The sequence below is a fragment of the Caballeronia sp. ATUFL_F2_KS9A genome (genome assembly GCF_023630765.1).
Taxonomy (GTDB): Bacteria; Pseudomonadota; Gammaproteobacteria; order Burkholderiales; family Burkholderiaceae; genus Caballeronia; species Caballeronia zhejiangensis.
This window is the reverse complement of sequence record NZ_JALQEK010000041.1, coordinates 1-12776: the sequence shown is the minus strand read 5'-3', so window position 1 is coordinate 12776 and position 12776 is coordinate 1. Positions and strand designations below refer to the sequence as shown.

Sequence of the window (12776 nt, the reverse complement as noted above, 5' to 3'; positions counted from 1 at the left end):
GAACGCCAAACTCCATGCACGACATCATCTGGCCGCAAGGCTACCTTCCAGGTCTTTCGGATAATTTTGCGTCGAACGAGGTCATCGTCGCGGGCTTGTCTGTCTCCGATGTCTGGCCGATGCTTGACGACACGACTCAGTGGCCGAGGTACTACAGCAACTGCGCCGACATCCGGTTTCACGATGCCAACGGTCCGCGACTTGCTGCCGGCGCACGCTTTCGCTTTACGACTTTCGGATTTCCCGTCGAAGCGGAAGTGACCGAATATGTGCCACCCGTCGAAGGCCAGCCCGCACGCGTGGCATGGCACGGCTGGGTGGAAGGCGATGCCCAATCCCGTCTGGATGTGCATCACGCATGGTTGCTCGAAGACCTTCCGCAAGGACGCATGCGCGTGCTCACGCAGGAAACGCAGAACGGCGCGCCGGCAAAGGCGCTTGCCACCACGCGACCCAATCCCATGATCAACGGTCATCAAGAATGGCTCGACGGAATGATCGCGGCGGCGCGCGTGGCCCGCTCTTAAGGAGACGACGATGATCGTGAAGAAGATTCTAATGGTCGTGACGTCGCACGCAACGATGGGCGAAAGCGGGCGCTCTACTGGCGTGTGGTTCGAAGAACTTTCCACGCCTTATTACGTGTTCAAGGACGCAGGCCTTGAAGTCGAGATTGCTTCGATTAAAGGCGGTCCGGTTCCGTTCGATCCTCATTCGATCGAAGCCGGGGAGGCGCGTCCGGCCAGCGTGACCCGCTTCATGAACGATCCCGAAGCGATGCAAAAGGCACAAGCCTCAATGAAGCTCGATGCCGCCGATGCGTCCAACTACGCAGCCATTTTCCTCTCGGGAGGTCACGGAACGATGTGGGACCTGCCCGCGAGCGCGACGCTCGCGCACCTGTTGTCCGATGCGTGGGCGAAAGAGAAAGTGCTTGCCGCCGTCTGCCATGGCCCGGCGGGTCTCGTGAACGTCAAGGACGCAAACGGCACACCGCTCGTCGCAGGACGCGAGGCGACGGGTTTTAGCAACAGCGAGGAAGAAGCAGCGGGCCTTACACAAAGCGTGCCGTTCCTCCTCGAAGATCGCCTGCGCGAACTCGGTGCGCTTTATCGCAAAGCGCCGGACTTTCACGCACACGCGATTCGCGATGGCCGCCTCGTCACTGGCCAGAATCCGGCTTCGTCCGAAGAGGCCGCGCGTCTGACCTTGCAGGCGATCGTCTGAAGGTCGTCCACTGCAATCAGCGGCATGACGCCGCTCGCTGCGGTCTTGAAGCCGATCGCCAATCGATTGATTCGCGATCGGCGCTTGCGTTTTAGCTTCGCCCTCTCGCTAACCCAAAGGATTAACGAAACATGTCCACCCCCTATCCGCGCGCCTTCTCGCATATCGGTCTTTCGGTGACCGATCTGGATGCCGCTGTTAAGTTCTATACCGACATCATGGGCTGGTATCTCATCATGCCCCCGACGACCATCAACGAAGACGACAGCGCGATCGGCGTCATGTGCACCGATGTGTTCGGCGCGGGCTGGGAGTCGTTTCGCATCGCGCATCTCTCGACAGGCGACCGCATCGGCGTCGAGATCTTTCAGTTCAAAAATGCGCAGAAGCCCGAGAACAACTTCGAATACTGGAAGACGGGCGTGTTTCATTTCTGCGTGCAAGACCCGGACGTGGAAGGGCTCGCGGCGAAGATCGTCGCGGCGGGAGGCAAGCAGCGCATGCCGGTGCGTGAATATTTCCCCGGCGAGAAGCCGTATCGCATGGTCTACATGGAAGATCCGTTCGGCAATATCGTCGAGATTTACAGCCATAGTTACGAGTTGACGTACTCCGCCGGCGCGTACCGCTGATGCATACGCCGACACCGGCGCACGATGCGCCTCCACCCTCGTGGCCCGCGTGGACATTCACTGGCAGCGACGATCCGAGGGCTCTCGCGCTGAACCGCATCGACGCGCCGCCGCTCGAACGCGGACACGTTCTCGTGCGCAACGTGGCTATCGGGCTGAATCCGGTCGACTGGAAAGTGCTCGGCGGCGATCTCGTCGACTGGCAACCGGCCAAGGTGCCCGGCGTTGATGGCGCGGGCGTGGTCGTGGCGGTCGGCGGCGATGTCGAACGCGGATGGCTCGGCAAGCGCGTCGCCTATCACACGAGTCTCGCGACGCCCGGCAGTTTCGCGCATTACACGCCAGTCGCGGCACGCGCGCTGCTGATGGTTCCGCCGGAGATCAACCTCGCCACGGCCGCGAGCATGCCGTGCCCCGCCCTCACGGCGTGGCTCGCGCTCGACAAGTTGCCAACGCGTGCCGGGGCGCGCGTGTTGATCAGCGGTGCGGGCGGCGCGGTCGGCCACTACGCGCTGCAACTCGCGGTGCTTCGCGGCTTCGATGCCAGCGTGATGTGTCATCCGCGGCATTGGGATCGTCTGCGCGCGCTCGGGGCGCGTATGTGTTTCGAAGGCCCGCTCGACGATGCATCGCTGTGGTCGCACGATCACGCAGGCGAATTCTTCGCCGTGATCGACAGCGTGAGCGGGTCGCACGCGGCGCGTCTCGCACCCTCGCTCTGCGCGAGCGGGCATCTCGTCTGCATTCAGGGCCGCGCCGATGCCTGGCCCTGCGCGCCCTTCGGCCGCACGCTCTCGTTGCACGAAGTCGCGCTCGGCGCGCTGCACCTTCATGGCGACGACCGCGACTGGGCGCGCCTCGTCGATGCCGGCGAGCAGATTCTCGGCCTCGTCGCGAGCGGACGTTTCATCGCAGAAGACATATTGAGCGCGCCGTTCGATGCCTTGCCACAGCAACTCGATGCGTTGAGGCATCGCGCGTTCTCGGGCAAGCCAGTCGTGTCGATCGAGTGAACGCGGTTTCTTTCCTTTTTCGAGAGGTTTCAATGTCAGCGCTTTTCAGCCCTTTCACACTGAAGGACATCACCCTGCGCAACCGGATCGCCGTCCCGCCGATGTGCCAGTACAGCGCGGTCGATGGCGTCACCGACGACTGGCACGACGTCCATTACGCGGGCCTAGCGCGCGGCGGCGCGGGCCTCGTGATCGTCGAGGCCACCGCGGTTTCGCCGGAAGGCCGCATCACCCCCGCGTGCACGGGTTTATGGAACGACACGCAGGCGCAGGGCATGGCGCGCATTGCCGCATCCATCAAGAAAGCGGACGCGGTGCCCGGCATCCAGATCGGCCACGCGGGATGGAAAGGCAGCGCGAATCGTCCGTGGGACGGCGACGATCACATCTCGAACAGTGACGCGCGCGGCTGGCAGACGATATCGCCATCGGCCATCGCGTTCGGCGGCAAGCTCGACAAGGTGCCTTCCGAAATGACGCTCGACGATATCGCGCGCGTGCAGCGCGACTTCGTAGCCGCCGCCGTCCGCGCCCGCGATGCCGGTTTCGAATGGCTCGAACTTCACTTCGCGCACGGCTATCTCGCCCAAAGCTTCTTTTCGGTGCACGCAAACCGTCGCACGGATCGATACGGCGGCGATGTCGAAGGACGCGGACGCTTTCTCATCGAAACGCTGCGTGCGGTGCGCGAAGTGTGGCCCGAGCGCCTGCCGCTGACCGCGCGCTTCGGCGTGATCGAATTCGATGGCCGCGACGAGCAAACGCTCGCGGAATCGATCGAACTCGTGCGGCGCATGAAGCATGACGGCCTCGACCTGCTCAACGTCAGCATGGGCTTCTCGACGATGCAGGCGAAGGTGCCATGGTCGTCGGCGTTCATGGCGCCGATCGCCGCGCGCGTGCGTGATGAAGCGCAAATTGCGGTGGCGACGGCGTGGGGCATGGACGATCCGGCTGACGCGGAGCGCGCCATCGCCGCGCATCAGCTCGATATCGCGATGATGGGACGCGCGCATCTGGCCGATCCGCATTACCCGTTCCGCGCGGCGCGGGAGTTGAACGTGCCCCGGTCGTCGTCGCTGTTGCCCGCGCAATATGCGTATTGGCTGGCGCGCTATCCGGGTCCGCAAAACGGCGATCCGGTGGACTGATCCTTCTTCTCCGCAACTTTCGACCGACTTGCGCGGCGCGAGACTCGCGCCGCGTCGTGCTGCTTCGTCAAGTCGCGGCACCCGCGGCCTGCCCGCGCTCGTCTGGCGGACTGGGAATCGGCTCGATGCGACCCAGCACGAAGACGATCGAGAGGATCCCCACGAAGATCACCATGCCCGCGACCCAGAACGCGTTCTCGAACGAATGGGTTGCGCTCACGATGAAGCCAGTCAACGCAGGCGCCACCGCTCCCATTACGTTGCCGACGCAGTTCATGATGCCGGAGACCGTGCCGACGCCGCCGCGCGGCGCGATGAGCGAAGGAATCGACCACGTCACCGCGCCCGCGATGGCAAGTCCGCCGAGCGAAATTGAGATCCACGCGATCGCCCAGCGCGGGTCGCTCGTACCGATCACGCCGAGAATGCCAAGCGCGCAGATCATGCCGAAGATCAGCACCGCCTTGCGTACACGGCTTTCGTCGTGACCACGGGCGATCATGCGGTCGATGATCCAGCCGCCGACGAATACATCGGTGAACGTCGCCCATGCCCAGGGAATCATCGCGTAACCCGCGGAGTGCAAGACGCTCATGTGCATGGTCGTCACGAGATAGCTCGGCAGCCATGTCAGGAACAGGTAGAACGCGTAGTCGTATGCGGAATAGCCGATCGTTAGCCCCCAGACTTTCCGGTTGGTCAGCAGATAGCCCAGCATGCCGGCCGTGCTCGACGCCGGTTGTCCCTCCGGCGTCGCGCCGCCCCGCTGGATGTACGCTAACTCTTCGCGAGAGAGCCGCGCGTCCTTCGACGGATCGCGATAGACGATGCAGAAGCCCGCGAAATACGCGAGACTCAGCATCGCCGATACCCAGAAGCCCCAGCGCCAGCCGAACGTGACGACGACGAAAGCGATCAGCGGCACGCCGATCACATTGGCGAATTTTGCGGACGCGTCGAAGATCGATGTCGCAAGCGCGCGTTCGCCGCGCGGAAACCAGTAGCCCGTGGCCTTCGAACTCGCGGCGAGTCCGGGCGCTTCGGCGACGCCGAGCAGAAAGCGCGCCGCGACGAGTCCGCCGAAGCCGCTCGCCAGCGCCGTGATCACTGACGACACCGCCCACAGAAACGCCCCCCAGCGGCCCACGCGCGTCACGCCGTAACGATCGAGGACGACCCCGGCCGGAATTTGCAGGAGCGCGTAAGCCCACGAGAACGCGCTGAACAGAATGCCGATATCGCCTGGCGTCAGGTTGAAGGCTTCGCTCAGTTGCGGCGCGGCGACCGAGAGCGTCACGCGATCGATGTAATTCACCAGAATGCCGATGCCGATGAAAATGCCGATCCACCAGCGGCGACGCGGCACCGGTTTGCCCAAGCTTGAAGCGCTGTTGTTCATGTCGTCCCCTTGTCAGTTCGTGCGCCGGCCTTCGACAGGGTCCGTGCCTATTCCCGATGCCTGCCGACGTTCGCGCGAACGGCCCGAGAGCAGCGTAACGATCGCCGCGAGCAGTGCAGCGGCCGCCAGGATGCCGAGCCCCACCGCATATCCGGAAGTCGTCGAACGTACATACCCCAGCAGATACGGACCCGCGAAGCCGCCAAGATTGCCGATGGAATTCGCCAGCGCGATACCGGCCGCTGCCGCCGTGCCACCGAGGAAGGTTGTCGGCAACGCCCAGAACGAGGGCAACGCGCCATAACCGCCGATTGCGGCGATCGTCAGTCCGAGGAAAATCGCTGGCAACGAAGAGGAAGTGGCGGCAAGGGCCAGGCCCAGTGCCGCGACCACGCAGGCACATGCGAGATCCAGGCGGTACTTGCCGCGCCGGTCGGCGGCGCGCGACCACACGACCATCGTCAATGCGCCGATGACGAACGGCACTGCGTTTGCCGGGCCAATCCATTCATCGGCCACACCGAGCATCCTCATGATCTGCGGCTGCCACAGTACGAGCCCATTGTTCGCGGTGACGATCAGAAAGTAGATCGCACCGAGCAGCAACACGCGCGGATTCGCGAGCGTTTGCAAAGCGCTCGCCTTGTGATGAAGTTCGCGTTCGGCGGCTTCACCAGCTATACGCGCATCGAGCCAGCGGCGCTCGTCGTCGTCGAGCCAGACGGCCTGACGCGGCGAATCGGCAAGAAAGCGCAGCGTCACGAAACCGAGCAGCACCGACGGCAGGCCTTCAATCACAAAGAGCCATTGCCATCCCGCGATACCGAACAGGCCGTCCATGCGCAAAATGAAGCTCGACACGAGCGAGCCGAGCGCGGTCGAGATCGGGTTGGCGAGCATGAAAAGTCCCACGACCTGCGCCCTATACCGCGACGGAAACCAGAAGGTGAGATACAAGATCACCCCAGGAAAAAAGCCTGCCTCCGCCGCCCCGAGAACGAAGCGCAGAATCATGAAGCTTGTGGGGCCGGTGACGAATGCACCGCATGCCGAGATGAGGCCCCAACTGATGAGAATGCGCGCGAGCCATACGCGCGCGCCGGTTTTAGCGAGCGCAAGGTTGCTCGGTACTTCGAAGATGAAATAACCGATAAAGAAGATGCCCGCCGCCCAGCCGTACGCATACGACGACAGGCCGATGTCCTTATTCATCGTCAGCGCGGCGAAGCCGACATTGACCCGATCCAGGAATGCAAAAAAATACAGCAGGATCAGAAACGGCAAGAGCCGTCGCGTCACCTTTCTCATCGTGCGCTTTTCGAGTGCAAGATTGTCGTTATGGTCGTTCATGACATGTCCCCTCGCCTGCCCTGTGGCGGTATCGGTGATGTGTTATTGATCGAAGAAGCCGGCCACGGCGCAGACGCAATGACCGGCTAGCACCGCATCAGCTCGCGGACTGCATGGCCCGCACGTCGTGGGGGCGCGGAATCGGCTCAACCGCGCCATAGCCTTGCGTCGACAGCGCGGCAGCGGCGTTCGCATAGCGCGCTGCGGCTTCGGCGCTGTCGCCAGCCGCCAGACGCGCGACGAACGCACCGTCGAAGCAATCGCCCGCGCCCGTTGCATCGACGACATCGACCTTGTGCCCTTCGATGCGCACGCGCGATTCCCCTTGGGCGACGAGAACTCCATCGCCGCCCAGCTTCAGGCAAACGGTTCGCGGACCGAGCGCGAGATAGTGCCGGACGATCGTTTCGGGATCGGAAAGACCCGTAAGCGTTTGCGCGTCTTCGAGACTCGGCAGCAGGTAGTCGGCGTAACGCACCGTTGCATCGATGATCGCCCTCGCACGCGCGAGCGGCCAGAGCTTCAGCCGCACGTTCAAATCGAACGTCACCGCGATGCCTTCGCGCTTCGCATGCTCGAGGGCCGCAAGAACCGCGTCGCATGCGCTCTCGCTGATGGCCTGGCTGATGCCGGATACGTGGAGATAACGCGCGCGGCCGATTACGTCCAGTGGCAAGTTCGCGGGCGAGAGACGGCTCGCCGCCGATCCCCGGCGCAGATAGCTGAACGCATGGCCGCGCTCGTCGTGCGTGACAAAGTACACACCGGTATGCGCCTCTCGATCCGTCGCGACGCCGCTCGTATCGACGCCTTCGCTGCGCCATAGATCGAGGAAGCTGCGACCGAAGGCATCATCTCCCAGACGTGTGATGTAGCCCACCTTTCCGCCCTGTCGCGCTGCCGCTACGCAAAAGTTCGATGTGTCGCCGCCGAAACCCTGCAAGTAGTCGCGGGCATTGGCCTGCGTCTGATTGAACTCGATCATCGGCTCGCCAATCGCGACGATTTCCGCTGCCATGTCAGATGCGGCCATACTTCGCCAGCCCCTTGCGCAACGACTTCTCGCCGATGATGAGACGTGCCTGTTCGAGTTCGCGCTCATCGATTTCCTGCGAGAGCTTCAGTACCGCTTCCGCATGCACGCGCGGCACGACAACGACGCCATCGATATCAGCCACGATAATGTCGCCCGGATGCACCTTCACGCTTCCACACTCGACGGGCACGTTCGCCGCGAGTGTCGTGAAACGGCCGACCGTCGTGCCTGGCGACACGGACCGCGAATAGATCGGGAAGTCGTAGTCGCGGCGGATTTCCGTCAGATCGCGTACGCCGCCGTCGAGAATCGCGCCGACGTGCTGGTTCGCCACCGCGCCCGCGGTCATCAGCCCGCCCCACACCGCGACGTTCGTCTCGCCGTAGATACCGATCACAATCACGCTACCGGCGGGCGATTCGTCGATCGCGTCGAGCGCGTGCTGCGGCGGCACTTTCTCGTGCGTCGGCGCTTCTAGGATCGTCACTGCGGGCCCGACGATCTTCTTGTCGTTGATACGCGGCTTGATCGACTCATCCATGTACCCGCGAACGCCTGCGATCTGATCCACCGCATCGGCAACGGAGGCCGTCGCCACACTCTCGAAACCCTTGATCAACTCTGCCAGTTCCATGTCATGCTCCTTTCGTTTGTAGTACACCTAATCGGTTGTTTGACGCTGCATTCCGGGAAAATGCATCGGGTGTCAATCGAGTGAGTCCTGCTCGCCGTCTACTTCGCGGTATAACTGCGGCCGTTCGCCTGCACCTTCCAGATACGGAAATTCGGCACGGCCGGGTTATCGAAATCCATTGCGTTGTCGACCCATTTGTTCAGATGCCCCGACACGACGTAAAGCGACCCGTCCGGACTCCAGCTGAGCGTATCGGGCCACGCCATCTCGGGATGGATCGCGTAGGTTGAGATGGCGCCTGTCTTTGCGTCGCGGAACATGAGACCATTCAATTCGAGCGCCGTCATGTAAAGGTTGCCCTTGCGGTCGGCGATCATGCCGTCGGTGTTCGAGGGCAACGACGCGACTCTTTTGACGGCGGTGCGCAGTGTCGATTCGCTGGAATCAAAGTCGCGCAGCAACGCGGTATCGAGCGAATACAGCGTATGGCCAGACAAGTTGGTCCAGTAAAGCGTGCGCTTGTCACCCGACAGCGCAATACCGTCGGCGCCTGTGCGCATCGGTGTCTTGCTGAGCACCGCCTCATTATCGATGCGGAAATGGAAGTCGGCTTCGTCGGTCGTGAAGACGGTCTGATCGAGCACGCGGTGCGCGCGATTGTGCTTCTGGTCATACACGATGAGTCCGCCGTGCAGATGGTCGCAGAAGATTCCCGAGTCGGTGATATACGCGAAGCCGCGATCGTTATCGACAACGACATCATTCAGGAACGAGCACTTCTTATCGGAGTCGGCGTCGTTGAACTCGTAGCGCTGAATTTCGCGGTCTGCCTTCAGGTCCCACAGAACGAGTTTCTCCGCACCTTGTGCCGATGGCTGTCCGGCAATGTGCCCCTGGTCGAGAATCCACATCACGTCATTCCGATCGATCTCGAAGCCAAGCACGGATTGCAACGCCTGACGGTCGCCGACCTTGTTCATTGCAGCGCTCGGGAAGGGCTGCAGTTCCCAGCGGCCGTTCTTGTGAACAAGCTTCGACAGCGTTGCGGGCACGTCAGGACCGCCCCAGCGCGCGGTGCTGACGTACATCGTGCCCTTCGAGTCGACTTTCACGCCTTGCAGCAGCACCTTCTTGTACGTCTGGTTGCTGTCGTAAGCCTGTTCGGCTTGCGCGTCGCCAAGGTCATAAGGCAAGCGATTCCACTCGGCCACCACTTCCATATGCGGCGCGCTGGGTGCCACGTTCGGTGACGATGCCGCCGCGAAAACCGTCCCGCTCGTTATGACCAAGGCGCCCGCCAGCGTGTGTCTGATATTGCGAAAGCTACGCATGTGTCTCCTCCGGTTGACTTCATCTTCTTCGGACGACCCGGCCGCGCGTCTGCCGCCGATCGTTAACTGATATCTTAGATATCAATTCTTGGGCGTGCAAGCGGCGCGTGCTAATATCCCTAAAAACTGCCCGTGCTTTGAAACAAGCACCGCCCCGGTCATACGACCAATAGTCGATGCCCCTTGAACATGAAGATCGAAAAGCTGGTGGAGCGCCCGAAGTCATTGACTGCCATCGCGAAGGACATGATCCGCAACGCGATCGTCGATGGCGAACTGCCGTTCGGCAGTCAGTTGTCCGAGAGTGCGCTGGCGCTCAAGCTCGGATTCAGCAAAACGCCGGTGCGCGAGGCGCTGCTGCAACTCAAGCTGGAAGGGCTGGTCGAGATCCTTCCGCAGTCCGGCACGTTGGTGTTCAAGCCGACGGAGGATCAGGTTCGCGAGATTTGTCGTTTTCGCGAGATCATCGAACTGTCGGCTCTCGAGCTGGCTATGCGCCTTGACGCCGATGAGCTTGCACAACGTCTGACAGCGGCGCTGAAAATAGGCCGCGAAGAAAGTCTCGACGATGACAGCCGCCATCGCAAGCAAGATGCTCAATTCCACGGGGCGATTCTCGAATGCTGCGGCAACGCATATCTGCAGTCCGCCTATCAACTCGTTGCCGATAAGATTCAGGCGTTGCGCGCGCGGCTTGCAGTCGGCGACAAGCCCGTTGGCACGTGTGACGACATGCATGCCGAAATCATGCGTCTGATCCGTGACGGGAACGTGCGCAAGGCGTGCACGGAACTGCGTGCACATATTCGCAGCACGGAAGACTCATACATCCGCGCGAGCAAGATTGATGGGAACGCGGGAGCGTAGTGCTCCGTCTTGACCATCGGTTCATTCACGGCCTTGGCGTGAAGGCGCAGCAGACCGTCACAAGATCGAATCTTCCACTATGCAAGCACTCATCCAGTCGCTCGGCGACATCGTTGGCAGCAAGTTCGTCTTCACGGGCGCTACGGAAACGCGACGGTTTCGTCAGGGGTATCGCTATGGCGGCGGTCAGATCGTCGCCGCCGTTCAGCCCGGAACGCTCCTCGAGTTCTGGCGTGCGCTGCAGGCCTGCCATCGCGCGGGCGTCATTGTCATCTGCCAGGCCGCCAATACCGGGCTGACGGGCGGATCGACACCGGCTGACGAAGGCTACGATCGTCCGGTTATCGTCATCAACGCTATGCGTCTACGGCGGCTCCACCTGATTCGCAACGGCGAGCAGGTGATCTGTCAGCCGGGCGTGACGCTAGATCAGCTGGAAAAGCAACTGCAACCGCTCAAGCGCGAACCGCACTCGGTCATCGGCTCCAGTTGTATCGGCGCTTCGGTGACTGGCGGCGTCTGCAACAACTCGGGCGGCTCGCTGATCCGCCGGGGCCCCGCGTTCACCCAGTTGTCGATCCACGCGCGAATCACGGCCGACGGCGAACTCCAACTCGTCAATCATCTGGGCATCGATCTCGGTGAGTCCGCCGAAGCCATCCTCGGCCGGCTCGACGCGGACGACTTGCCCGACGATATTCCGGCGGCCACCGGGCTACTGGCGTCAGACCGCGAGTACAGCACGCATGTCCGTGACATCACCGCGTCCACGCCCGCGCGTTTTAATGCCGATCCGCGCCGGCTCTACGAAGCGTCGGGTTCGGCCGGACACCTTGCCGTCTTTGCGCTGCGGCTCGATACCTTTCCGGCGGACGAACATACGCAGGTGTTCTATCTCGGCAGCAATGATCCGGCCGAATTGGAAACGATACGCCGTGACATTCTGGGCGGCTTCGCCAGCCTGCCGATCGCGGGCGAGTACATGCACCGCGGCGCGTTCGATATCAGCCGCCGCTACGGCAAGGATATGTTCCTGTACATACAGGCCTTCGGCACCGACAAGGTGCCGCGCGCGTTTGCGGCGAAGAGCCGATTCGACGGCATCACCGAAAAGGCGGGCCTGGGCAATGCCGTCAGCGATCGGCTATTGCAGGGATTGAGCCGGCTACTGCCCGAGCATCTGCCTCGCCGGCTGATCGATTATCGCGACCGATTCGAACACCATCTGTTGTTGAAGATGGGCAACGAAGGCGTGCACGAGGCGCGCGCCTACCTGAAATCCCGATTCCCAACGAAACAGGGCGACTTCTTCGAGTGCACGGAAGAAGAAGGCAAGGCAGCGTTTCTCAATCGCTTTGCCGTCGGTGGCGCAATGGTTCGATATCGGGCCGTTCATCCGAGGACGGTAGAAGATATCGTCGCCCTCGACATCGCGCTGCCGCGCAACGCGACCGACTGGTTCGAACGGCTTCCGTCGCGCATCACGAAAGACATCGAGCTCGCAATGTATTGCGGCCATTTCTTCTGCCACGTGCTGCATCAGGAATATCTCGTCAAGAAAGGCGTCGACTGCGACCGCATCAAGGATGACATTCTTGCGCTGCTCGATGCGCGCGGCGCCGAGTATCCCGCCGAGCACAATGTCGGCCATCTTTACAAGGCGAGTGAGGCCCTCAGTGCGTTTTACGAAGAACTCGATCCGACCAACGCGTTCAATCCGGGCATCGGAAAGACTTCGCGGCTCTTCAATTGGGGGAAGTCCGCGTATAGCTGCGCGTGCAAGCCCGAGCCTGCTGCTGCGGATGAGGAGCAGTGAGCCCCGACATTCTTGTAGCTGGTGTACTCAGCGAGGAACCGGTTGATTGCGAGCGGCTCGGCATGAGGCACGTTTCGGAACGCGAGCCGGACGTCGCCCCGCGTGTGCGGAAGGTGGCGCGCTTCATTTGGGGTGCGGCTAAATTCTTGGACTGATTTATGCCGCAATTCCAAGACTCTGCCGGTACTCGAGCGGGCTCAGGGAGCCTAGGGAGACCTTGATCCGCTTTGCGTTGTACCAGCGAATATTTGAGCGCGCTCGAGCGCGAACAATTGCTGTCAGCAACTCGCAGCCAGACGGTGCGCGCAGCTGACGCCTAA

12 protein-coding genes and 1 pseudogene are annotated in these 12776 nt (G+C 62.1%); 7 read left to right on the top strand and 6 right to left on the bottom strand.

Annotated features, from left to right (window positions below; all coding sequences use genetic code 11):
• The first annotated feature begins 14 nt into the window (after positions 1–14).
• The 5 genes from NCS67_RS25930 to NCS67_RS25910 all read left to right on the top strand — a co-directional run bounded on the left by NCS67_RS25930 (position 15) and on the right by NCS67_RS25910 (position 4023).
• A complete protein-coding gene (locus tag NCS67_RS25930) occupies positions 15–527 on the top strand; it encodes an SRPBCC family protein (RefSeq protein ID WP_250437207.1) in 513 nt (170 codons plus the stop codon).
• A gap of 16 nt (positions 528–543) precedes the next feature.
• Positions 544–1227, top strand: coding sequence for a type 1 glutamine amidotransferase domain-containing protein (locus NCS67_RS25925; RefSeq protein WP_250437206.1), 684 nt, complete (start codon positions 544–546; stop codon positions 1225–1227).
• 131 nt (positions 1228–1358) lie between these two features.
• Positions 1359–1859, top strand: coding sequence for a lactoylglutathione lyase family protein (locus NCS67_RS25920; RefSeq protein ID WP_250437205.1), 501 nt, complete (start codon positions 1359–1361; stop codon positions 1857–1859).
• Entirely contained in the window at positions 1859–2872 is a 1014-nt protein-coding gene (locus NCS67_RS25915; protein ID WP_250437204.1) for an alcohol dehydrogenase catalytic domain-containing protein, read from the top strand. The genes NCS67_RS25920 and NCS67_RS25915 overlap by 1 nt, the downstream gene beginning before the upstream one ends.
• 32 nt (positions 2873–2904) lie before the next feature.
• Positions 2905–4023: an NADH:flavin oxidoreductase/NADH oxidase gene (locus NCS67_RS25910; protein WP_250437203.1), complete on the top strand. Its 1119-nt coding sequence runs from the start codon at positions 2905–2907 to the stop codon at positions 4021–4023.
• Positions 4024–4090: 67 nt separating this feature from the next.
• Here NCS67_RS25910 and NCS67_RS25905 read toward each other — a convergent pair whose 3' ends face one another.
• From NCS67_RS25905 to NCS67_RS25885, 5 genes are all read right to left on the bottom strand, one after another.
• A complete protein-coding gene (locus tag NCS67_RS25905) occupies positions 4091–5422 on the bottom strand; it encodes an MFS transporter (RefSeq protein WP_250437202.1) in 1332 nt (443 codons plus the stop codon).
• Between the two features lie 12 nt (positions 5423–5434).
• Complete coding sequence (locus NCS67_RS25900) at positions 5435–6772, bottom strand: MFS transporter (protein ID WP_250437201.1); 1338 nt, start codon at positions 6770–6772, stop codon at positions 5435–5437.
• A 97-nt stretch (positions 6773–6869) separates the two neighbouring features.
• Positions 6870–7805 (bottom strand): sugar kinase, encoded by a 936-nt coding sequence (locus tag NCS67_RS25895; protein ID WP_409017238.1) that lies wholly within the window; start codon positions 7803–7805, stop codon positions 6870–6872.
• On the bottom strand, positions 7792–8442 hold the full coding sequence (locus NCS67_RS25890; protein ID WP_250437200.1) for an RraA family protein: 651 nt from the start codon (positions 8440–8442) through the stop codon (positions 7792–7794). Before NCS67_RS25890 ends, NCS67_RS25895 begins: the two co-directional genes overlap by 14 nt.
• Positions 8443–8540: 98 nt before the next feature.
• Positions 8541–9683: an L-dopachrome tautomerase-related protein gene (locus NCS67_RS25885; protein WP_250437199.1), complete on the bottom strand. Its 1143-nt coding sequence runs from the start codon at positions 9681–9683 to the stop codon at positions 8541–8543.
• Between the two features lie 279 nt (positions 9684–9962).
• On the opposite strand from NCS67_RS25885, the gene NCS67_RS25880 reads away from it, so the two are divergent.
• A complete protein-coding gene (locus NCS67_RS25880) occupies positions 9963–10640 on the top strand; it encodes a GntR family transcriptional regulator (RefSeq protein ID WP_250437197.1) in 678 nt (225 codons plus the stop codon).
• 79 nt (positions 10641–10719) lie between these two features.
• On the top strand, positions 10720–12456 hold the full coding sequence (dld, locus tag NCS67_RS25875) for a D-lactate dehydrogenase (RefSeq protein ID WP_250437196.1): 1737 nt from the start codon (positions 10720–10722) through the stop codon (positions 12454–12456).
• Positions 12457–12612: 156 nt separating this feature from the next.
• Here the strand turns inward: dld and NCS67_RS25870 are convergent.
• Positions 12613–12705: pseudogene (locus NCS67_RS25870) on the bottom strand (IS3 family transposase); the annotation flags it as partial.
• Positions 12706–12776 lie beyond the last annotated feature (71 nt).

Bases quoted from the DNA above. Each gene is read 5' to 3' on its own strand.
- NCS67_RS25930 (WP_250437207.1), top strand. From the start codon at position 15: ATGCACGACATCATCTGGCCGCAAGGCTACCTTCCAGGTCTTTCGGAT.
- NCS67_RS25920 (WP_250437205.1), top strand. From the start codon at position 1,359: ATGTCCACCCCCTATCCGCGCGCCTTCTCGCATATCGGTCTTTCGGTG.
- NCS67_RS25915 (WP_250437204.1), top strand. From the start codon at position 1,859: ATGCATACGCCGACACCGGCGCACGATGCGCCTCCACCCTCGTGGCCC.
- NCS67_RS25910 (WP_250437203.1), top strand. From the start codon at position 2,905: ATGTCAGCGCTTTTCAGCCCTTTCACACTGAAGGACATCACCCTGCGC.
- NCS67_RS25905 (WP_250437202.1), bottom strand. From the start codon at position 5,422: ATGAACAACAGCGCTTCAAGCTTGGGCAAACCGGTGCCGCGTCGCCGC.
- NCS67_RS25900 (WP_250437201.1), bottom strand. From the start codon at position 6,772: ATGAACGACCATAACGACAATCTTGCACTCGAAAAGCGCACGATGAGA.
- NCS67_RS25895 (WP_409017238.1), bottom strand. From the start codon at position 7,805: ATGGCCGCATCTGACATGGCAGCGGAAATCGTCGCGATTGGCGAGCCG.
- NCS67_RS25890 (WP_250437200.1), bottom strand. From the start codon at position 8,442: ATGGAACTGGCAGAGTTGATCAAGGGTTTCGAGAGTGTGGCGACGGCC.
- NCS67_RS25880 (WP_250437197.1), top strand. From the start codon at position 9,963: ATGAAGATCGAAAAGCTGGTGGAGCGCCCGAAGTCATTGACTGCCATC.
- dld (WP_250437196.1), top strand. From the start codon at position 10,720: ATGCAAGCACTCATCCAGTCGCTCGGCGACATCGTTGGCAGCAAGTTC.